Origin of the sequence: Streptomyces tateyamensis, from assembly GCF_003205575.1 — a bacterium.
GTDB classification, from domain to species: domain Bacteria; phylum Actinomycetota; class Actinomycetes; order Streptomycetales; family Streptomycetaceae; genus Kitasatospora; species Kitasatospora tateyamensis.
Genome location: NZ_PYBW01000074.1, coordinates 1 through 19738, shown reverse-complemented (window position 1 = coordinate 19738; position 19738 = coordinate 1). Strand labels below are relative to the sequence as shown.

Genomic DNA, 19738 nt, shown 5'->3' with positions numbered 1-19738 from the left:
TCACCCGACCACCTCTACCCCATCCGCCTGCTCCGGCACCCGCGACCCCTCCCACGCCCCGGCCGGAAGTGCCGCCACCGGAACTGCCCGCGCCGGCCCGAGCACGCTGTGCCCGCTCTTCGGGTCCCGCCGGCAGGCCACCAGCGACACCCCGGGCACCCCCTCGGCCGGCCCCGGGTCCTGCACCGCCGCCAGCAGCCGCAGGTGCTCCTTGTCGCACATCTCCCGGGCCAGCCGCAGCAGCGCCGCCGTCTGCTCCGCCCCGAGCCCGGCCCCGAGGTCCTCCGCGAGCACCGTCAACTGCCGCCGCGCCCAAGGAACCTCGGCAGCCGGCTCGACGTCCAGCACCCCGGCCCCGGTGAGCAGCACCGCGGCGAAGGCGAGCAGTCGCAGCATGCCGTCCGAGGCCTGGTCGGCGCCGGTGCGGCCGAGCACCCCCTCGTCGAAGACCGCCAGCAGCCGCTCCTGCGTCCGGGTGCCGCGCCGCTCCACGTCCAGCCCGAGCAGCGGGTGCGGCGCGGCCGCCTGCACCGCCTTGAGCAGCCGGCCGTACCGGCGCACGCACTCGCCCTGCAACCGGGCCAGCACCGCCGACAGGTTGGCGGCGGTGGGCAGCAGCCTCGCCTGCGGGTCGGGGCGCACCCAGCCGCGCATCAGGGCCGGCACCGGGTGCACCGGGAAGACCTCGCGCAGCGCGGTGAGCAGTTGCTCGACGGCGGTCAGCACCTTGCGCTCGCCGGGCGAGGAGCCGGCCACCCGCAGCGGGATCTGAGTGGTGATCAGGCTGCCGCTGGGGAACGGCGCCCGGATGTCGCCCTGCCGGGTGTCGTTGTGCCAGCTGACGTTGACCCGGCCGCCGGCCAGGTCCTGCTCGCCGGTCTCCACCAGGGTCTGCCCGTCGCAGACCAGCCACTCCCGGGCCACCCGGACCCGGCCGTCGGTGCGGATCACCAGCTCCAGCCGGATCGGTCCGGTGTCGGCGCGCACCGTGCAGCCCAGGATGATGGCGTTGCGCCCGTGCGGCACGCAGCCGACCAGGCCGCCGCGCACCGGTGCGGCCAGCGGGCCGGTGATCCCGCCTACGCCGTCCAGCGAGGGGCCGATCTCCTCGCCGTGAGCCAGCCGGGAGAGCACCGCCAGCGCGTCCAGCGCGTTCGACTTGCCCACCCCGCAGGGGCCGTGCAGCACCGTCACCGGGGCCAGCGGCAGAGTGGCGCGGCGGAAGGACTTGAACGAGGTGAGCCGCACCTCCTCCACCGTGGGCCGCAACGGCGGCCGCGGCTCGGCAGCAGAGCGTGGTTCGGTAGCCGGGCGTGGTGCGGCAGCCGGGCGCGGCGAGGCGTCCCGGAGCAGTTCGGGAGCGGCGGGCAGGCGGGCGGGGCGCGGAACGACGTCGCTGGTCACCGCGAAGACGCTACTGACGCCCCGTTCGGCCCTGACCAGCAGAAACGTGCCTGCCGACGGTATTTCACCCCATCGGGGTCGAACTGCTCCGGCAGGCCCGCTCCGGCCGCCGGTAGACCGACACCCGCACCGAGCCGGTCACCGCCACCGGCTCCGGCAGCGCCCCCAGCGCCGCCGCCAGCGCGTCGGGCGCGGTGTGCCAGGCGTTCGGCCCCATCCCCACCACGGCCGCCGCGTCCCGGTGGTCGAGCCGCAGCTCGAACTCCACCTCCCGCTGGTCGACCGGCTCCAGATGGGGGCTCAGCTTCTCGGCCACCCGGCGGTCCTTGTCCACGTCCACCGCGAGCAGCCCGAGCGCGCCGACCAGCTCCGCCAGGTGCCGGGTGGTCGGGGTGACCAGCAGCAGGTGGCCGCCCGGGCGCAGCACCCGGTGGATCTCGGCGCCGTCCCGCGGGGCGAAGACGTTGAGCAGCAGGTCCGCGGCGGCACCGGCCAGCGGCAGCGGGCGCCAGGCGTCGCAGACCACCGCGCCCGCCCGGGGGTGCGCCTTGGCAGCGCGGCGCAGCGCGAACTTGGAGATGTCCAGGGCGGCGCCGACCGCACCGGGCAGCGCCTCCAGGACCCGGGCCAGGTAGTAGCCGGTGCCCGCGCCCAGGTCCACCACCAGTCCGGCCGCCTCCAGTTCGGCGGCGGTCGAGGCCAGCGCCCGCGCGATCGGTTCGTAGTGTCCGGCGTCCAGGAAGTCGGCGCGGGCCGCCACCATCTCGGCGGTGTCCCCGGTGCCGGTGTGCGCGTCGCCGGGCAGCAGGCTGACGTACCCCTGCCTGGCCACGTCGAAGGCGTGCCCGCCGCCGCAGCGCAGGGTGCGCCCGGCCGCGTCCAGGGCGAGGCCGAGCGCGCAGTGGGGGCAGGTCAGGTACCGCTCGATGTCCCGGAGCACCGACCCACCATAGCCGTCTGAGCAGCGGCTTCAGTCCGAGTCCTCCGGCCCCTCCTCACCCGCCACCCCCTCGCCCTCGGCCTCGTCGACGATCCAGCCGTTGAGCCGCTCGGCCACTCCGTCGATGCCCAGCTTGCCCTCCCGGATCGCCCGGGCCAGGCTGCGCACCTCGCGCGCGGTGGTGGCCACGTGGCAGCCGCTGGCCACCAGGTAGGCGTAGGCCACCGCGGTGGCGAAGAGCTCGTTGGTCCGCTCCAGCGCGGGCACCCGGATCAGCTGGTGCATCAGGGCCGCCGCCCGGTCCTGCGGCTCGGGGTAGACCGCGATGTCGAAGATCTCGGCGTGGTGGCGGGCGATGGCGGCCAGCAGTGAGCCGTAGTCGGTCACCTGGGGGTCGCCGGGGGTGTACTGCTCGGCCGTCATCAGCAGCCAGGAGAGGTCGACCTCCAGTTTCAACGGCGACCGCCCTGCCGTTCCTCGGCGCCCACCGGCTCGCCGAACTCGGCCAGGAACTCGCCCTCGTACTCCTTCATGAACTGGGCCGCCGCGTCCACGAAGCGCCGCCCGGTCTCGCCCATGTCCTGGCGGACCAACCGCTCGATGTACTGGTTCATGCTGATCCCCTGCTGCTCCGCCCGCTCCCGGGCCATCTCGGCGGTGGTGACGTCCACCCGCACGTTGAGCTGTTTCTTACTCATGGAGTCGAAGCTAGCGCGATGACGCTAGCGCGACAAGGGCGCGAACGGGGGCGCATTGCCCCTCGTTCGCGCCCCGTTCACCAGGAGATCGACAGAGCGTCACACCCCGCTGGCCGCCGCCCCCCGCCGCAGGTAGACCGCCCAGGTCAGCAGCAGGCAGAGGGCGTAGTAGCCGACGAAGGCCAGGTACGCGCCGTCACCGTTGTGCGAGCTCAGGAACGACTGCCGGAAAGCCAGGTTGACCAGCACCCCGCCGAAGGCGCCGATCGCACCCGCCAGGCCGATCAGCGCGGTACTGCGCCGCCGGGCCGTCCGCTCGGCCAGCTCCGGGTCCGCACCGCCGGCCACCGCCGTGACCGCCTCGGCCCGGAAGATCGCCGGGATCATCTTGTAGGTCGAGCCGTTGCCGAGCCCGCTGAGCACGAAGAGCGCGGTGAACCCGGCCAGGAACAGGCCCAGCGAGTGCTGCCGGGAGGCCAGCAGCACCGCGCCGGCCCCCGCCGCCATCGCCGCGAAGGTGTAGAAGGTCACCCGCGCCCCGCCGAACCGGTCGGCCAGCAGCCCGCCGACCGGGCGGATCAGCGAGCCCAGCAGCGGACCGAGGAAGGTCAGGTAGGAGGCCTTCACCGCGGTGTCGAACTGCTGGTGGAACTGCACCTGCAGGACCTGTCCGAAGGCGAAGCCGAACCCGATGAACGAGCCGAAGGTGCCGATGTAGAGCACCGAGACCGCCCAGGCGTGCGGCTCCCGGGCCACCTCCCGCAGCGCCCCGCGGTCGTTGCGCAGCGCCGCCAGGTTGTCCATCCGCAGCGCCGCGCCGAGCGCCGCCAGCACGATCAGCGGCAGGTAGACCAGCGGCACCAGCCGCGGGTGGGCGGCACCTGCGGTGGCCAGCACCAGCAGGCCGAGCAGTTGCACCGCCGGGACCCCGAGATTGCCGCCGCCGGCGTTCACGCCCAGCGCCCAGCCCTTGAGCCGCTGCGGGTAGAAGGCGTTGATGTTGGCCATCGAGGAGGCGAAGTTGCCGCCGCCGACCCCGGCCAGGCAGGCCACCAGCAGCAGCGTCCCGTACGAGACCCCGGGTTCCAGCACCACCCCGGCCAGCACGGTGGGCACCAGCAGCAGCAGCGCGCTGAACACCGTCCAGTTGCGCCCGCCGAACCGGGCCACCGCGAAGGTGTACGGGATCCGCAGCACCGCGCCGAGCGCGGTAGGCAGCGCGGTGAGGGTGAACTTCCCGGCCGCGTCGATGTGGTACTTCGGGCCGAGGAAGAGCACCAGCACCGACCACAGGCTCCAGACCGAGAAGCCGATGTGCTCGGAGAGCACCGAGTAGACCAGGTTGCGCCGGGCGATCCGGGCCCCGGCCTGCTCCCAGAACACGGTGTCCTCGGGCTGCCACAGCTCGATCCGGCGCCCCTGGCGGGCGGTGGTGGGGGCGGGGGTGGTCACGGCGGCGCTCATCCGGCCACCGCCAGGGCGTCCTGGGCCGCCCGCACCGGCCAGGTGCGCAGGGCGGCCGGGGAGCCGTCGGGTGCGCTCTCCTCGTCCAGGCACTGCCCGGTGCGCAGGTCGAAGGCCTGCTTGAGCATCGGCGAGACCACCACCGGAACCCCGCCCCGGCTGCCGGTCAGGCCGCGGGACATCACGTAGGCGCCGCTGAACGGGTCCCGGTTGTCCAGCGCGAACAGCTCGTCGCCGCGGGTGCGGAACACCGCCGCCTGGGTACCGTCGGGCAGCAGCACGGCCACCCCGCGCCCGACGATCAGGTCGTCGAGCTCGCAGACCGGCCGCCAGCCCTGTCCGTCATCGATCTCCACCGCGGTCATCGGCTACGCACCTCCAGGTTGGGGCCGAACAGGACGCGACCGTCCTCGTCGGGCCGGGCAGGGCGGATCTGGTCGCGCTCGGGAACGAAGCGGACCGTCGGGTCGGGGGTACCGGGCGCGTTGGCGAAGGAGACGAACCTGCGCACCCGGTCGGGGTCGGCCAGGGTGGCCGCCCACTCGTCCTCGTACGTCTCCACATGGCGGGCCATCAACTCGTCCAGCTCGGAACAGATTCCGAGCGAGTCGTCCATCACCACCGCCCGCAGGTGGTCCAGGCCGCCCTCCAGCCGGTCCAGCCAGGGCGCGGTGCGCTCCAGCCGGTCCGCGGTGCGGATGTAGAACATCAGGAACCGGTCGATGGTGCGGATCAGCGTCTCGCGGTCCAGGTCGGCGGCCAGCAGGTCGGCGTGACGGGGCGTCATGCCGCCGTTGCCGCCGACGTAGAGGTTCCAGCCCTCGGCGGTGGCGATCACGCCGAAGTCCTTGCTCTGCGCCTCGGCGCACTCGCGGGCGCAGCCGGAGACCGCGGACTTGAGCTTGTGCGGGGCCCGCAGACCGCGGTAGCGCAGCTCCAGCTCGATCGCCAGCCCCACCGAGTCCTGCACCCCGTAGCGGCACCAGGTCTGTCCGACGCAGGACTTCACGGTGCGCAGCGCCTTGCCGTAGGCGTGCCCGGACTCGAAGCCGGCCTCCACCAGGCGGCGCCAGATACCGGGCAGCTGGTCCACGCTGGCACCGAACAGGTCGATCCGCTGGCCTCCGGTGATCTTGGTGTACAGGCCGTAGTCGCGGGCGATCTCGCCGATGGTGATCAGGCCCTCGGCGGTGATCTCGCCGCCCGGCACCCGGGGCACCACCGAGTAGGAGCCGTTGCGCTGCAGGTTGGCCAGGAAGTGGTCGTTGGTGTCCTGCAGCGCGGCCTGCTCGCCGTCCAACACGTGCCCGTTGCCCAGGCTGGCCAGGATCGAGGCGACGGCCGGCTTGCAGACCTCGCAGCCCTCGCCGGTGCCGTGCTCGTCGATCAGCCGGGAGAAGCCGGCGATCCCCTTGACCCGGACGATCTCGTACAGCTCGGCCCGGGTGTGCGCGAAGTGCTCGCACAGCCCGCGGTCCACCGCGATGCCGCCGGCCGCCAGCTCCTCGGCCACGATGGTGCCCAGCAGCTTGACGCAGCTGCCGCAGCCGCTGCCGGCCTTGGTGCACTTCTTCACCTCGGGGACGGTGTGCAGGCCCTGCTCGGCGACCGCCGCGCGGATGGTGCCCTTGGTGACGTTGTGACAGGAGCAGACCACTGCCTCGTCGGGCAGCACCAGCGGGCCGTGGCTGTTCGGACCGGCCGGGACCAGCAGTTGCTCGGGCGGCATCGGCAGCTTGGTCCGGCTCAGCGCCAGCGGGCGCAGCGTGGCGTAGGAGTCCACCTCGCCGACCAGCACCCCGCCCAGCAGGCAGCCGTCCTCGCTGACCACCAGTTTCTTGTAGACCCCGGCCCGGCTGTCCGCGTAGAGCACCTCCAGCGCGCCCGGGGTGCTGCCGAGCGCGTCGCCGAAGCTGGCCACGTCCACGCCCAGCAGCTTGAGCTTGGTGGAGGTGTCCGCGCCGGTGAACTGTCCGGCCGCGCCGAGCAGGTCGCGGGCCGCCGCTTCGGCCATCGCGTACCCGGGGGCCACCAGGCCGTAGACCCGGCCGTCCACCGCCAGCGCGCACTCGCCGATCGCCCAGATGTGCTCGTCGGAGGTGCGGCACCGCTCGTCCACCGCGATGCCGCCGCGCTCGCCCACCGTGAGGCCGCAGTCCCGGGCCAGCTGGTCGCGCGGGCGCACCCCGGCGGAGAAGACCACCACGTCCACGTCGAGCTCGGAGCCGTCGGAGAGCGCCATCGAGCGGACCCGGCCGTCCGGGTGGGCCTCGATCCGCTGGGTGCCGGCGCCGGTGTGCACCCGCACGCCCAGGTCCTCTATCTTGCGGCGGAGCAGCGCGCCGCCCCCGTCGTCCACCTGAAGGGCCATCAGCCGCGGCGCGAACTCCACCACGTGGGTCTGCAGTCCCATCGCCGTCAGCGCGCCGGCCGCCTCCAGGCCGAGCAGCCCGCCGCCGACCACCGCGCCGACCCCGGCCCCGGCCGCCGCGGCGCTGATCGCCTCCAGGTCCTCGATGGTCCGGTAGACGAAGCAGCCCGCCGCGTCGTGCCCCGGCACCGGCGGCACGAACGGGTACGAGCCGGTGGCCAGCACCAGCGCGTCGTAGCGCAGTTCGGCGCCGCTCGCGCAGGTCACGGTGCGCGCGGCCCGGTCGATGGCCACCGCCGGCTCGCCCAGGCGCAGCTCGATGCCGTGCTCGGCCAGGAAACCGGGCGGGCAGAGGGAGAGTTCCTCGGCGGAGGTGCCGGAGAACCAGGAGGTCAGGTGCACCCGGTCGTAGGCCGGGCGGGGCTCCTCGGCGAGCACGGTGACCCGCCAGCGGTGCTCCCCCTCGTCGGCCGACTGCTCGAACAGGGCCTCCAGGAACCGCTGTCCGACCATGCCGTGGCCGACCAGGACCAGGTCTTTGACGCTCACAAGCGAGCTCCTCGGGTGGTGGTGAACAGGGGCGGCAGGTCGTCCCGCTGGCCACCGAGCCTGACGGCGGGCTGTTTCACCGCCGGGTCACCCCTGTTGCGCCGACGGCACGTTCCGCTCACCCGCGGGGCCGGTCAGGGTGACCGCCAGGAAATCTCCCGTAACGGCGGGCCGCCGGGCGCTTACCGGCACGTGACCAGTGCGCAACGGGCGCGAAACAGTGCTGCCCGAGCCTCACGGCATGACTGCGCTTCAGCCTTCGAACCCCTTGGTCGGCTACACCATCGGCGTGACCGCCGCGCGCCGCCGCGAGGAGCTCGTCGCGCTGCTGCGCCGGCGCGGCGCCAGGGTGGTCGAGGCCCCCGCCCTGCGGATCATGCCGCTGGAGGACGACGAGGCGCTGCGCCGGGCCACCGAGCAGTGCCTGCGGGCCCCCCTGGACTACGTGGTGGCCACCACCGGGGTCGGCTGGCGCGGCTGGCTGAGCGCCGCCGACGGCTGGGGCCACGGCGCGCGGCTGGCCGAGGTGTGCGCCGGTGCGGTGGTGCTCACCCGCGGCCCCAAGGCCACCGGCGCGGTGCGGGCCGGCGGACTGAGCGAGACCTGGTCGCCCGCCACCGAGGCCACCGACGAGTTGCTCGGCTGGCTGCTCGCCCGCGACCTGCGGGGCAGACGCATCGCCGTGCAGGAGCACGGCGCCCCGCTGGACGGCTTCTCGGCCGCGCTGCGCGAGCGCGGCGCCGAGGTGATCCCGGTGCCGGTCTACCGCTGGGCCCCGCCCGAGGACGCGGCCCCGCTGCGCCGACTGGTCGAGCAGACCGCCCGCCGCGAGGTGCACGCGCTCACCTTCACCAGCGCCCCCGCGATCACCGCCTTCCTCGCCACCGCCGACGAGCTCGACCTGCGCGCCCAGGTGCTGGCCGGGCTGCGCGGCCAGGTGCTGCCGGTCTGCGTCGGCCCGGTCTGCGCCCGGCCGCTGGTGGAGGCCGGGATCACCCCCCACTGCCCGGACCGCGGCCGCCTCGGCGCCATGGTGCGCGCCATCGAGAAGGTGCTGCCGCAGCGCAACCGGCGCGAACTGCGCGTCGGGGCCAGCCTGGTGACGCTGCAGGGCAACGCGGTGCTGGTCGACGGCGCCGAACCGGTGCAGCTGCCCCCGCTGCTGGCCTCCGTGCTGCGGGTACTGGCCGAGCAGCCCGGCCACGTGCTCAGCCGGGCCGAACTGCTGCGCCGGGCCTGGATCGGCACCCAGGCCGACGAGCACGCGGTGGAGGCCGCGATCGCCCGGCTGCGCGGCGCGCTGGGCGAACACGCCCACCTGGTGCGCACCGTGCCCAAGCGCGGCTACAGCCTGCTGGCGCCGGCGTGACGGCCGCCCTGGTCGCGATCGCGCACGGCACCCGGGACGCCGCCGGGGTGGCCGCCTACCAGCGGCTGCTGGCCGAGGTGCGGGCCCAGCGCCCGGGCCTGCGGGCCCACCTGGCCTTCCTCGACCACGCCGACCCGGCGCCCGCCGAAGTGCTGGCCGGCCTGCGCGGCAGCGCGGTGCTGGTGCCGCTGCTGCTCGGGACCGGCTTCCACCTCCAGGTGGACCTGCCCGCCGTGGCCGCGGCGGCCGGCCACCTGCGGGTGCGCACCGCCGGCCCGCTCGGGCCGGACCCGCTGCTGGCGCGGGCCCTGGGCGCGCGGCTGGCCGAGGCCGGCCCGGCAGCGGACGCGGTGGTGCTGGCCGCGGCCGGCTCCACCGACCCGGCGGGCAACGCGGCCGCCGCCGCGATGGCCGAGCTGCTCGGCGCCGAGCTGGCCCGCCCGGTCATCCCCGGCTACCTGTGCGCCGCCTCCCCCACCCCGGCCGAGGCGGTCGCGGCTCTGCGCGCCGCCGGCCACCGCCGGGTGGCGGTGGCCAGCTACCTGCTGGCCCCCGGCTTCTTCGCCCGCCGCGCCGCGGCCAGCGGCGGCTGCCTCACCGCGGCACCGCTGGGCGACCACGCCGACCTGGCCCGGCTGGTGCTGGACCGCTACGACCGGGCGCCGGCCTGAGGGCGGGTCAGCTGCGGCCGAAGGCCGGCTCCAGGATGGCCACACACTCGAAGTGATGGGTCATCGGGAACAGGTCGAAGGCCCGCAGCGAGACGGGCCGGTAGCCGCCCTCGGCGAAGAAGGCCAAGTCCCGGGCGAGGGCCGCCGGGTCGCAGGCCACGTAGGCGATCCGACGGGCCGACAGGCTCGCCAGGTGACGCACCGTCTCCCGCCCGGCGCCGGCCCGCGGCGGGTCCAGCACGATCAGGTCGGTCTCGGTGATCCCGGTGCGCGGCAGCAGCGTCTCCACCTTGTCGCACTCGATCCGCACCTGCTCCAGCCCGGCCAGGTTGTGCCGGGCGTCGGCCACCGCCTGCTTGCCGGACTCGATGCCCAGCACTGCGCCCTCCTCGCCGACCCGCTCGGCCAGCGCACCGGCGAACAGGCCCACCCCGCAGTACAGGTCCAGCGCGTTCTCGCCCCACTGCGGGTCCAGGCCCGCCAGCACCGCGTCCACCAGGGTGTCCGGCGCCTCGGGGTGGATCTGCCAGAAGCCGCCGTTGCTGACCCGCCAGGTCCGCTCGACCGCCCGCTCGCGCACGAAGTTGCGCCCGTGCACCCGGTGGTACAGCTCCTGCTGGTCCACCCGGGTGAGCGAGACCGGCCGGTCCAGCTCGACCAGCGGCAGCTGCTCGCCGGGCAGCGGGCGCAGCACCAGCTGGCGGTCCGAGGAGCCGGTGGCGGCGATCGCCTCCACCGAGGCCAGCCCGGTCCAGTCCCGGGACTCGATGCCCAGCTCGGTGATGCCCTCGGCGGCGATCAGGCAGCGGTCGACCAGCTGCACCTCGTGCGAGCGGTGCTTGCGCAGGCCCACCCGGCCGCTCTCGGGGTCCACCGTGTACTGCACCCGGGTGCGCCAGGCAGGGACCTGGCCGGGCGCCGGCTTGCCGCCCACCGGCTCCACGCTGCCGTCCCAGCCGGCCTCCGCCGGGGTCAGGCCGGCCAGCTGGGCCAGCTGCTCGGTCAGCACCGCCGCCTTGAGCTTGCGCTGGCCGCCCGGCGTGACGTGCTGCCAGTCGCAGCCGCCGCACTTGCCGGGGCCGGCGAACCGGCACGGCGGCTCGATCCGGTCCTTGGCGGGGGACAGCACCTCGACCGCGTCCGCGCGCAGGAACCGGGACTTGGTGGTGCCCTCGGTCACCTCGACCACCACCCGCTCGCCGGGCAGCGCGTGCCGCACGAAGAGCACCCGGCCCTCGTGCCGGGCCACGCAGTGGCCGCCGCCGTGCGCCACCGCGCCGATCTCGACCTCGTAGCGCTCGCCGACCAGCGGCTCGCCGCCCGGACCCCGGGGCGCGGCGGCCTTGGCCTGCGAGCCCCGGGGCGCAGCCGCCTTCGCCTGCGGGCTCCGGGGGGCGGCCGCCTTCGTTTCCGGGCTCCGGGCCTCGGCTGCCTTCGCCTCGCCCGGCTGGGCCGACCAACGCGGCCTGGCGACCTGACCGACCTTGCTGCCCTTGGCGTTCGGGCGCGGCCGGCCGGAGGAACGGGGCGGGGTGTTGCGAGTCACGTGAGGTGGTCCTTGCTGGCGTCGGCATGGCATCGGGGCGAACACCCGACGGTACCGTGCCACGCCCGGCCGCGGTGCCCGCGCGAACGCCCCGCCGTTTCGGACCGTATGGTTCCGGAATCCACCATCATGGCCGCCCGTCGAGACCTTGTTCTACGGACCGGATAGTGTCGGATGGCCAGCTGACGGGCAACACTGACGTTGCCGAGCCGCATCCCTGTGGCGGATGCGGCACCAGGACAGCCGCGCCCGGGCGCCGGCACGGAAGGAAACCGAACGGTGTTTGCGCAGGTCAACAGCCCAACGAGACGGGTGAGGTAAGAGCACCGTGCACATCGTGATCATGGGCTGCGGGCGGGTCGGATCCGCGCTCGCCCGCGCCCTGGAGAAGCAGGGCCACTCGGTGGCCGTGGTCGACCAGGACCCCACCGCCTTCCGCCGCCTCGGCTCCGGCTTCAACGGCCGCCGGGTCACCGGCGTCGGCTTCGACCAGGACACCCTGCGCGAAGCCGGCATCGAGGAGGCCGGCGCCTTCGCTGCGGTCAGCAGCGGCGACAACTCCAACATCATCGCGGCCCGGGTGGCCCGGGAGAACTTCGGCGTCGAGCACGTCGCGGCCCGGATCTACGACCCCCGCCGCGCCGAGGTCTACCAGCGCCTGGGCATCCCGACCGTGGCCACCGTGCGGTGGACCGCCGACCAGATGCTGCGCCGCCTGCTGCCGGCCGGCGCCGAGCCGCTCTGGCAGGACCCCAGCGGCACCGTCCAGTTGGCCGAGGTGGCGTTCCACCCGTCCTGGGTCGGCCACCCGCTGGCCGACCTGGAGCAGGCCGCCGGGGCCCGGATCGCCTTCGTCACCCGGCTGGGCGAGGGCGTGCTGCCCACCGCCCAGATGGTGGTGCAGGAGGGCGACCTGGTGCAGGTGATGCTGCGCCGGGCCGATCTGGCCGCCGTCGAGGCGGCGTTCTCGAAGGGCCCGGAGTCGAACGGCTCGGCCGCGAACGGCTCGAAGGAGGCGAACTGATGCGGGTCGCGATTGCGGGTGCGGGCGCCGTCGGCCGGTCGATCGCCGGCGAGCTGCTGGAGAACGGCCACGAGGTGCTGCTCGTGGACAAGAACCCCAACTCCATCTCGGTGGAGCGGGTGCCGATGGCCGAGTGGCTGCTGGCCGACGCCTGCGAGATCACCTCGCTGGACGAGGCCGCGCTGCAGCGCTGCCACGTGGTGATCGCGGCCACCGGTGACGACAAGGTCAACCTGGTCGTCTCGCTGCTGGCCAAGACCGAGTACGGGGTGCCGCGGGTGGTCGCCCGGGTGAACAACCCCAAGAATGAGTGGCTCTTCAACGAGTCCTGGGGCGTGGACGTGGCGGTCTCCACCCCGCGCCTGATGTCCGCGCTGGTCGAGGAGGCCGTCAGCGTCGGCGACCTGGTCCGGCTGATGCGGTTCAGCCAGGGCAACGCCAACCTGGTCGAGCTGACCCTGGCGGAGGACGCCCAGCTGGTCGGCACCCAGGTGGGCGGGGTCACCTGGCCGGGCGACACCGCGCTGGTGACCATCATCCGCGGCGGCCGGGTGCTGGTGCCGGGCCGCGACGACGTCCTGCAGGGCGGCGACGAGCTGCTCTTCGTGGCCGCGCAGGAGCGCGAGGAGGAGCTGGAGGCGCTGCTCTCGGCCGGCGCCCGGTAGCCCCGGCGGACACGACGGTGGGCCGGTACCCCTGTGGGGGTACCGGCCCACCGGTGCGTCAGGACCGCTCCTCGTCCTCGTCCTGCGGGAGCTCCGCCTTGATCGGCGGCGGCGCGGTGAGCAGGATCCGCCAGGTCACGTACATCGCCAGCACCAGCGGCGGGATGCCCAGCGCCACCTTCAGCCAGCCCAGCAGGTTGACGTTGTGGGTGAAGTAGAGCGGGAAGAGGATCAGCGGCTTCAGGCCCATGATCACCACCCAGGCCCAGGTGGCCTTGGTGTAGGCGGCCAGTCGGCCCGGGTTCTGGGTGCGCCAGGTGAACATCTCACCGGTCACCGGGCCCAGCGACAGGCCGATCAGCGGCCAGCGGACCAGCGCGGAGATCGCCAGGGCCACGCAGTAGCCGACGTTCCAGAGCAGGCCCGGCAGGTAGAAGTTCTCCGCCTTGCCGGTCTTCATCGAGATCCAGGCGCCGATCGCCACCCCGAAGACCCCGCTGAAGGCGTGCTGCAGGCTCTCCCGCCGCAGCAGCCGCAGCACCACGAGGACGGCGCTCAGTCCGAGCGCCCCCCAGGCGGCGTCGGCCACGTTGTGGGTGAGGTTGAAGGTGACGATGAAGACCAGGCTCGGCAGGGTGATGTCGATCATGCCCCGGACCCCGCCGAAGGCCGTCATGATCGAGTCGGCCGCCTCCCGGGTGGCCTGCTGCTCGCGCGCGGCCACCTGCTCGGCCGTCTCGGCCGGCTCCGTGGTCGCGGTGGCCTCCACCGCAGTGGGCTGTTCGGTCACTGGTGATCGCTCCCCTGTCCCACCGGACGCAGCTCGTAGCGAGGGTTGAAGAGCACGCGACGCCCGCGTGCGAGGCTGACCCGGCCACTGGCGGTGAGCCGGCGGCCGGACTCTATCCCGGCGATCGAGCGGCGACCGAGCCAGACCACGTCCAACGCGTCCGTCCCGTCGAAGAGCTCGGCCTCCAGGGCCGGCACACCCGCGCGCGGACGGACCGTGACGGTGCGCAGGACGCCGGCGACGGTCACCTCCTCGCGATCACCCGCCTGGGCGATCGGGGTGCTGTCGGCCTCCCCCGCGTCCGGGTGCGGCCGGGCCGCCTGCGGCTGCTCGGGCCCGGCGGCGAACCGGGCGAGCATCCGACGCAGGCGGCCCGGCCGCTGGTCGCTGCTGTTACCACTCATGCCGGAAGGGTACCGGCTGCACCCCCCGCCGCGAGGAGCCCGTGAGGCGCCGTGGGGTGCTGTGGGGCGCCCGTGGAGTGCCGTCACTCCGGCGGATCACGGTTCGAAGCGGTAGCCCATGCCTGCCTCGGTGATGAAGTGGCGGGGGGGCGAGGGGTCCAGCTCGAGCTTGCGGCGCAGCTGGGCCAGGTAGACCCGCAGGTAGTTGGTCTCGGTGCGGTAGGCCGGACCCCAGACCTCCTGCAGCAGCTGGGTCTGGCTGACCAGCCGGCCGGCGTTGCGCACCAGCACCTCCAGCAGGTGCCACTCGGTCGGAGTGAGGCGGACGTCCGCGCCGTCCCGGTTGACCTTCTTGGCCGCCAGGTCGACGGTGAACGCCTCGGTGGTCACCAGCGAGTCGTCCTCGCCGGCCACCGGCTCGGCCCGGCGCACCGCGGCCCGCATCCGGGCCAGCAGCTCGTCCATGCCGAACGGCTTGGTCACGTAGTCGTCGGCCCCCGCGTCCAGCGCCTCCACCTTCTCGTCCGAGGCGTGCCGGGCGGACAGCACGATGATCGGCACCCGGGTCCAGCCGCGCAGGCCCCTGATCACCTCGACCCCGTCCATGTCGGGAAGGCCCAGGTCGAGCACCACCACGTCGGGGTGCCGGGCCGCGGCCAGCTCCAGCGCGCCGGCGCCGTCGTGCGCCGCGTCCACCTCGTACTTGCGCGCCTTGAGGTTGATCACCAGGGCGCGGACGATCTGCGGTTCGTCGTCCACGACGAGGACCCGGGTCATGCGAGCTCCGCCTTTCGGGGGGCGAGTGGGTTGTTCTGGTTGTTCTGGGGACGCTCCGCCGCAGGCGGCTCAGGCTGGTCGGACGCGGACTGGTCGGACTTGGGCTGCTCGGGCTGCTCGGGCTGCTCGGGCTGCTCCGGCGACTCGGTTGGCACGGTCGGCTCGGTCGGCTCCGGCGGCTCGGGCCGGCGCTCGACGACGGGCAGCGAGACCACCATGGTCAGGCCGCCGCCGGGGGTGTCCTCGGCCGTCAGCGTGCCGCCCATCGACTCCACGAAGCCCCGGGCCACCGCCAGGCCCAGGCCCACCCCGGCGCCGCGCGGCGCGTCGCCGTAGCGCTGGAACGGCGCGAAGATCCGTTCCCGGGCCTCCTCCGGCACCCCGGGACCGCGGTCCACCACCCGCACCTCGACCCGGCCGGGACCGGCCGGCAGGTCCAGTGCATCGGCCTTGACCAGCACCTTCTGGTCCACCGGGCTGTACTTCACGGCGTTCTCGACCAAGTTGGCTAGCGCCCGCTCCAGCAGCCCCGCGTCGGCCGGCACCATCGGCAGGTGCTCCGGGATGTCCAGCCGCACCGCCCCCGAGGGCACCCCGCCGAGCGCCATCGGCACCACCTCGTCCAGGTCCACCTCCTGGATCAGCGGGGTCACCGTGCCGGTCTGCAGCCGGCTCATGTCCAGCAGGTTGTTGATCAGGTGGTCCAGTCGGTCGGCACCGGCCTCGATCCCGGCCAGCAGCTCGGCCTCGTCGGCCGGGTCCCACTCCACGTCCTCGGCGCGCAGCGAGGAGACCGCCGCCTTGATCCCGGCCAGCGGAGTGCGCAGGTCGTGCGAGACCGCCGCCAGCAGGGCGGTACGGATCCGGTTGCCCTCGGCCTGGCGGCGGGCCGCGGCCGCCTCCTTGGCCAGTCGGCGACGCTCCAGCAGCACCGCGGCCTGCACCGCGAAGGCGCCCAGCAGCCGGCGGTCGGCGGCCGGCAGCACCCGGCCGCGGAGCACCAGGGCCAGGTGCTCGCCCACCGGCACGTCCACGTCGGCATCCTCCGGACGGGCCGGGGCCCCGGTGCCGGCGGTCGCGGCCGGCTGCCAGGGCGAGTGCTCGTCGGCCCGTTCCAGCAGCGCCACCGACTCCTGCTGGAAGGTCTCCCGGACCTGGTCCAGAAGTGCGTTCAGCAGGCCCTCGCCGCCGGGAGCACCACGCAGCACGGTGCCCGCCAGTGCGCTGAGTGTCTGCGCCTCGGCCTGGCTGCGGGCCGCCTCGTGGGTGCGCCGGGCCGCCACGTCCACCACGGTCGCCACCGAGATGCCCACACCGGTGAAGATCACCACCGCCAGGATGTTCTGCGGGTCGTTGATGGACAGGGTGTGGATCGGCGGCGTGAAGTAGTAGTTCAGCGCGGTCGAGCCGACCAGCGCCGAGGCGATCGCCGGGAACAGCCCGCCGACCAGCGCCGCCAGCACCGTCACCGACAGGAACAGCAGCATGTCGGCGGGCAGGCCGGGACCGTGCAGGTGGGTCAGCAGCAGCGCCAGCAGCGGCGGCCCGACCACCCCGATCAGCCAGCCGGTGATGGTCCGCGGCCGGCCCAGGTCGGTCACCTTGCGGATCGGGATCCGCCGGCGTCGCCCGTGCGCCACGTGCTCGTGGGTGACGATGTGCACGTCGACGTCGCCCGAGTCGCGGGCCACCGTGGAGCCGACCCCCGGACCGTAGGCGTACTGCCAGGCCTTGCGGCGGCTGGAGCCGAGCACGATCTGGGTCGCGTGGACCCCGCGGGCGAAGTCCAGCAGGGCCGGTGCCGGGTCGTCCCCCAGCACGGTGTGGAAGCTGCCGCCCAGGCTCTCCACCAGGGCCCGCTGCTCGATCAGCGCCTGCGGGGAGGCGGCACCCGCCAGCCCGTCGGAGCGGGCGATGTGCACCGCCAGCAGTTCACTGCCCGAGCCCTTGGCCGCGATCCGGGCCGCCCGCCGGATCAGCGTGGCCCCCTCGGGCCCGCCGGTCAGGCCGACCACGATCCGCTCCCGGGCCTGCCAGGTGCTGTCGATGCCGTGCTCGGCCCGGTACGTCTGCAGGTACTCGTCCGCCCGGTCGGCGGTCCACAGCAGCGCCAGCTCGCGCAGCGCCGTCAGGTTGCCCGGACGGAAGTAGTTGGAGAGCGCGGCGTCGATCTTCTCCGGGGCGTACACGTTGCCGTGCGCCAGCCGGCGGCGCAGTGCCTGAGGCGACATGTCGACAAGCTCAATCTGGTCGGCCCGGCGCACCACCTCGTCCGGCACCGTCTCGCGCTGGCGGACCCCGGTGATGCCCTCGACCACGTCGCCCAGCGACTCCAGGTGCTGGATGTTGACGGTGGAGATCACGTCGATCCCAGCCGCCAGCAGTTCCTCGACGTCCTGCCAGCGCTTGTCGTGGCGGCAGCCCGGGACGTTGGTGTGGGCCAGCTCGTCGACCAGCGCCACCTGCGGACGGCGGGCCAGCAGCGCGTCCAGGTCGAGCTCGGTGAACTCGGCACCCCGGTGCTCCATCACCCGGCGCGGCACCGCCTCGAGGCCGTGCAGCAGTTCGGCGGTGTTGGCCCGGCTGTGGGTCTCCACGAAGCCGACCACCACGTCCGTCCCCCGGGACAGCCTGCGGTGCGCCTCGGCCAGCATCGCGTAGGTCTTCCCGACCCCCGGTGCCGCCCCCAGGTAGATCCGCAGCCGTCCGCGTGCCATGCGTCCCGTCCTTGAGCCGGCCCGGTCCGGGGACCGTTCCCGGACAGCTCTTCGCGCTCGCTCGCGCTCCCGAGACTACGGGGTACTGGGACGTTCGCCTTCGATCTGGCTGGTCGACAGTCATATTTAGCGCCTTTTTGACGCAACCGCCCCGCCTAGGAGTCGGCGGGGCGGGGCGAGGCGAGGCGCTGGGGGCTGCGACTACGGCTTGAGGAAGTGCAGGCAGAGCGTGTAGCCGCCCGACCCCTCCTTGACGTAGTAGCCGTCCGCATCCGCGAACTTCTCGCAGTCCACCTTCGGCGAGCTGGTGTTGTCCAGCTTTCCGACCACCCGGGCCTCGGCCGCGGGGTCGGAGCAGCTGATCACCTGCACGTCGGGGTGACGGTCCTCGACCCCGGCCGACACCGCGCCCGCCTTGTTCTGGACGCAGTCACCGACCTTGGCGTAGTCCGGGTCGTGCTTGGACGAGTAGACGAACAGGCCAATCGCCACCACCGGAACCAGCAGCCCGAGGATCGCCGGGCGCAGGAAGAGCGAGCGACCCGGGTTCATCGGCACGCTCGGCCCGCCCGGCATCGGCGGGGGCAGCTTGTTGACCTTCGCGCGCTGCGGGAGGTTCCGCAGCATGGTGAGCGGGTTGATCAGCGCGGAGAGCAGGCCCCACCATCCCTGCCAGAGGCTGTTGGCCACCATCTGCCGGTGGGTGGCGATGCCGCAGTCGCGGCAGAACGGCCCGCTGCGGCTGAGGAACCGCATGATGATCAGCAGACCCTGGTGCCCGTAGAAGGTCGCCTGGACCGCAGGCACCGAGCCGCAGAACCGGCAGCGCAGCGTGCCCTGCTCATCGGTGGCCGGCCAACCCTGCTGGTAGCCCTGGGGGTAGGGCTGCTGCTGGACCGGCTGCTGCCAGCCGGCCTGCGCACCCTGCTGCTGGGGCAGTCCGCCGTACCCGTACGGGGCCTGACCGGCCGCCGGGGCCTGGTAGGCGTCGGCGGGCGGTCCGAAACCCTGGGCAGGCGGCCCGAAACCCTGGGCGGGCGGAGGCGGGTATGCGCCGGTCGGCAGCGGAGTGGACAAGGTGATCCCCCGGTGAAGAGCTGATGGTGGCGGCCGCGAAGCGCAGCTAGAACCGCGACTTTATCGGGGCCACGGGGCTCGTAAGAACCGAATAAGGACGTACCGGACCCGATCCTCGATCAGTTGCCCAATCGTGATCCACCCTGACCACTACTCAGCCGGCCGGCTACTCCACGATGTGGCCGTCGCGCAGCTCGACCACCCGGTCCGCCAGCTCCATCAGCTGCGGGTCGTGGGTGGCGACCAGCACGGTCACGCCCTCGCTCCGCACCACCTCGCGCAGCAGTTCCATCACCGAGCGGCCGGTCTCCGAGTCCAGCTGACCGGTCGGCTCGTCCGCGATGATCAGCGCGGGCTCGTTGGCCAGCGCCCGGGCGATCGCGACGCGCTGCTGCTGGCCCCCGGACATCTCGGTCGGCCGCTGCTGGGTGTGCTCGGCCAGGCCCACCAGATTGAGGAGGGCCGCCACCCGCTCATCCCGCTGCTCGGCGGGCACCTTGCGCAGCCGCATCGGCACGCCGACGTTCTCCGCCGCAGACAGGATCGGGATCAGCCCGAAGGACTGGAAGACGAAGCCGATCCGGTCCCGGCGCAACGCCAGCCGGCCCGCCTCGTCCAGGGCCGCCAGGTCTGCTCCGTCCAGAGTGATCCGCCCCGAGGTGGGCGCGTCCAGCCCGCCCACCAGGTTGAGCAGGGTGGTCTTGCCCGAGCCCGAGCGCCCGCGCAGCGCCGTCAACTCACCCCGGCCGACCGCGAAGGAGACCCCACGCAGCGCGTGCACCGCGGTCGGACCGCTGCCGAAGCTGCGCCAGACGTCCTCGACCTCTACCATGGGTGCCAGCGTGGTGGCGGTGCCCCGTCCCTGCTGCTCACTCATCGCGTCTCCCCTTCGCTTCGGCTCCATGGCCGTTCCCCCGTACTGACGATCTGTACGGTAACCCCGAAACGGGGAGTTGCAGCCGGGCGGGGTCAAGATTCTCGCGCGCAGTCGCCGGGTACAGACTGCTCGAACCGCGCACGCTTGGCTGTACACACCCAAAACGCGAAGAAGCCCCCAGCCATAAAGGCTGGAGGCTTCTTCTGAAAGATTGTTCGGCGGCGTCCTACTCTCCCACAGGGTCCCCCCTGCAGTACCATCGGCGCTGTAAGGCTTAGCTTCCGGGTTCGGAATGTAACCGGGCGTTTCCCTCACGCTATGACCACCGAAACACTATGAAACTATCGGCCGCACCCACCCACAAGACTTCCCGGGCGGGGGTCGTTGTTTCAGAA

General features: G+C 73.5%; 18 protein-coding genes and 1 rRNA gene. 4 read left to right on the top strand and 15 right to left on the bottom strand.

The features are described 5' to 3' along the window. From C7C46_RS20085 to nirB, 7 genes are all read right to left on the bottom strand, one after another. Nucleotides 1–1404, bottom strand: coding sequence for an AAA family ATPase (locus C7C46_RS20085; protein WP_146259147.1), 1404 nt, complete (start codon nucleotides 1402–1404; stop codon nucleotides 1–3). Between the two features lie 64 nt (nucleotides 1405–1468). Further along, nucleotides 1469–2344 (bottom strand): putative RNA methyltransferase, encoded by an 876-nt coding sequence (locus tag C7C46_RS20080; RefSeq protein WP_110671263.1) that lies wholly within the window; start codon nucleotides 2342–2344, stop codon nucleotides 1469–1471. A 30-nt stretch (nucleotides 2345–2374) separates the two neighbouring features. Beyond that, on the bottom strand, nucleotides 2375–2800 hold the full coding sequence (locus tag C7C46_RS20075; protein WP_110671262.1) for a fic family toxin-antitoxin system, toxin component: 426 nt from the start codon (nucleotides 2798–2800) through the stop codon (nucleotides 2375–2377). Continuing rightward, nucleotides 2797–3042: a toxin-antitoxin system HicB family antitoxin gene (locus C7C46_RS20070; RefSeq protein WP_110671261.1), complete on the bottom strand. Its 246-nt coding sequence runs from the start codon at nucleotides 3040–3042 to the stop codon at nucleotides 2797–2799. The genes C7C46_RS20075 and C7C46_RS20070 overlap by 4 nt, the downstream gene beginning before the upstream one ends. 99 nt (nucleotides 3043–3141) lie before the next feature. Continuing rightward, nucleotides 3142–4506 carry an MFS transporter gene (locus C7C46_RS20065; RefSeq protein ID WP_110671260.1) on the bottom strand — a complete coding sequence of 455 codons (1365 nt, stop codon included), beginning with the start codon at nucleotides 4504–4506 and terminating at the stop codon, nucleotides 3142–3144. After that, nucleotides 4503–4871 carry a nitrite reductase small subunit NirD gene (gene nirD, locus C7C46_RS20060; RefSeq protein ID WP_110671259.1) on the bottom strand — a complete coding sequence of 123 codons (369 nt, stop codon included), beginning with the start codon at nucleotides 4869–4871 and terminating at the stop codon, nucleotides 4503–4505. Before nirD ends, C7C46_RS20065 begins: the two co-directional genes overlap by 4 nt. Next, nucleotides 4868–7390 carry a nitrite reductase large subunit NirB gene (nirB, locus tag C7C46_RS20055; protein WP_281278570.1) on the bottom strand — a complete coding sequence of 841 codons (2523 nt, stop codon included), beginning with the start codon at nucleotides 7388–7390 and terminating at the stop codon, nucleotides 4868–4870. The genes nirD and nirB overlap by 4 nt, the downstream gene beginning before the upstream one ends. A 277-nt stretch (nucleotides 7391–7667) precedes the next feature. Between nirB and C7C46_RS20050 the strand changes: the two genes are divergently transcribed. Further along, the gene (locus C7C46_RS20050; RefSeq protein WP_110671257.1) at nucleotides 7668–8795 is read left to right on the top strand and encodes a uroporphyrinogen-III synthase; all 1128 of its coding nucleotides are present in this window, start codon (nucleotides 7668–7670) and stop codon (nucleotides 8793–8795) included. Beyond that, complete coding sequence (locus C7C46_RS20045) at nucleotides 8792–9466, top strand: sirohydrochlorin chelatase (protein WP_245984567.1); 675 nt, start codon at nucleotides 8792–8794, stop codon at nucleotides 9464–9466. Before C7C46_RS20050 ends, C7C46_RS20045 begins: the two co-directional genes overlap by 4 nt. A 7-nt stretch (nucleotides 9467–9473) precedes the next feature. Here C7C46_RS20045 and C7C46_RS20040 read toward each other — a convergent pair whose 3' ends face one another. Next, nucleotides 9474–10775, bottom strand: a complete 1302-nt coding sequence (locus C7C46_RS20040) for a class I SAM-dependent RNA methyltransferase (RefSeq protein WP_245984589.1) — start codon at nucleotides 10773–10775, stop codon at nucleotides 9474–9476. A 565-nt stretch (nucleotides 10776–11340) separates the two neighbouring features. Here C7C46_RS20040 and C7C46_RS20035 point away from each other — a divergent pair. After that, nucleotides 11341–12036 carry a potassium channel family protein gene (locus tag C7C46_RS20035; protein WP_110671256.1) on the top strand — a complete coding sequence of 232 codons (696 nt, stop codon included), beginning with the start codon at nucleotides 11341–11343 and terminating at the stop codon, nucleotides 12034–12036. After that, nucleotides 12036–12701 (top strand): potassium channel family protein, encoded by a 666-nt coding sequence (locus tag C7C46_RS20030; protein ID WP_110671255.1) that lies wholly within the window; start codon nucleotides 12036–12038, stop codon nucleotides 12699–12701. The genes C7C46_RS20035 and C7C46_RS20030 overlap by 1 nt, the downstream gene beginning before the upstream one ends. Before the next feature lie 58 nt (nucleotides 12702–12759). Here the strand turns inward: C7C46_RS20030 and C7C46_RS20025 are convergent, their stop codons facing one another. From C7C46_RS20025 to rrf, 7 genes are all read right to left on the bottom strand, one after another. Next, a complete protein-coding gene (locus C7C46_RS20025; RefSeq protein WP_245984565.1) occupies nucleotides 12760–13491 on the bottom strand; it encodes a DUF3159 domain-containing protein in 732 nt (243 codons plus the stop codon). Beyond that, nucleotides 13488–13895: an OB-fold nucleic acid binding domain-containing protein gene (locus C7C46_RS20020; protein WP_110671254.1), complete on the bottom strand. Its 408-nt coding sequence runs from the start codon at nucleotides 13893–13895 to the stop codon at nucleotides 13488–13490. Before C7C46_RS20020 ends, C7C46_RS20025 begins: the two co-directional genes overlap by 4 nt. A 96-nt stretch (nucleotides 13896–13991) precedes the next feature. Continuing rightward, nucleotides 13992–14672 (bottom strand): response regulator, encoded by a 681-nt coding sequence (locus C7C46_RS20015; protein ID WP_110671253.1) that lies wholly within the window; start codon nucleotides 14670–14672, stop codon nucleotides 13992–13994. Then, nucleotides 14669–17389, bottom strand: a complete 2721-nt coding sequence (locus C7C46_RS20010) for a sensor histidine kinase (RefSeq protein WP_110671252.1) — start codon at nucleotides 17387–17389, stop codon at nucleotides 14669–14671. The genes C7C46_RS20015 and C7C46_RS20010 overlap by 4 nt, the downstream gene beginning before the upstream one ends. Nucleotides 17390–17590: 201 nt before the next feature. Continuing rightward, nucleotides 17591–18466: an LppU/SCO3897 family protein gene (locus C7C46_RS20005; protein ID WP_110671251.1), complete on the bottom strand. Its 876-nt coding sequence runs from the start codon at nucleotides 18464–18466 to the stop codon at nucleotides 17591–17593. A 166-nt stretch (nucleotides 18467–18632) separates the two neighbouring features. After that, nucleotides 18633–19343 carry an ABC transporter ATP-binding protein gene (locus C7C46_RS20000; RefSeq protein WP_110671250.1) on the bottom strand — a complete coding sequence of 237 codons (711 nt, stop codon included), beginning with the start codon at nucleotides 19341–19343 and terminating at the stop codon, nucleotides 18633–18635. A 213-nt stretch (nucleotides 19344–19556) separates the two neighbouring features. Continuing rightward, nucleotides 19557–19673, bottom strand: a 5S ribosomal RNA gene (rrf, locus tag C7C46_RS19995). Between the last annotated feature and the right edge of the window lie 65 nt (nucleotides 19674–19738).

Coding starts and splice junctions, on each gene's coding strand:
- nirD (WP_110671259.1), bottom strand. CDS start 4,871: ATGACCGCGGTGGAGATCGATGACGGACAGGGCTGGCGGCCGGTCTGC.
- C7C46_RS20030 (WP_110671255.1), top strand. CDS start 12,036: ATGCGGGTCGCGATTGCGGGTGCGGGCGCCGTCGGCCGGTCGATCGCC.
- C7C46_RS20000 (WP_110671250.1), bottom strand. CDS start 19,343: ATGAGTGAGCAGCAGGGACGGGGCACCGCCACCACGCTGGCACCCATG.
- C7C46_RS20020 (WP_110671254.1), bottom strand. CDS start 13,895: ATGAGTGGTAACAGCAGCGACCAGCGGCCGGGCCGCCTGCGTCGGATG.
- nirB (WP_281278570.1), bottom strand. CDS start 7,390: ATGGTCGGACAGCGGTTCCTGGAGGCCCTGTTCGAGCAGTCGGCCGAC.
- C7C46_RS20065 (WP_110671260.1), bottom strand. CDS start 4,506: ATGAGCGCCGCCGTGACCACCCCCGCCCCCACCACCGCCCGCCAGGGG.
- C7C46_RS20015 (WP_110671253.1), bottom strand. CDS start 14,672: ATGACCCGGGTCCTCGTCGTGGACGACGAACCGCAGATCGTCCGCGCC.
- C7C46_RS20050 (WP_110671257.1), top strand. CDS start 7,668: ATGACTGCGCTTCAGCCTTCGAACCCCTTGGTCGGCTACACCATCGGC.
- C7C46_RS20070 (WP_110671261.1), bottom strand. CDS start 3,042: ATGAGTAAGAAACAGCTCAACGTGCGGGTGGACGTCACCACCGCCGAG.
- C7C46_RS20010 (WP_110671252.1), bottom strand. CDS start 17,389: ATGGCACGCGGACGGCTGCGGATCTACCTGGGGGCGGCACCGGGGGTC.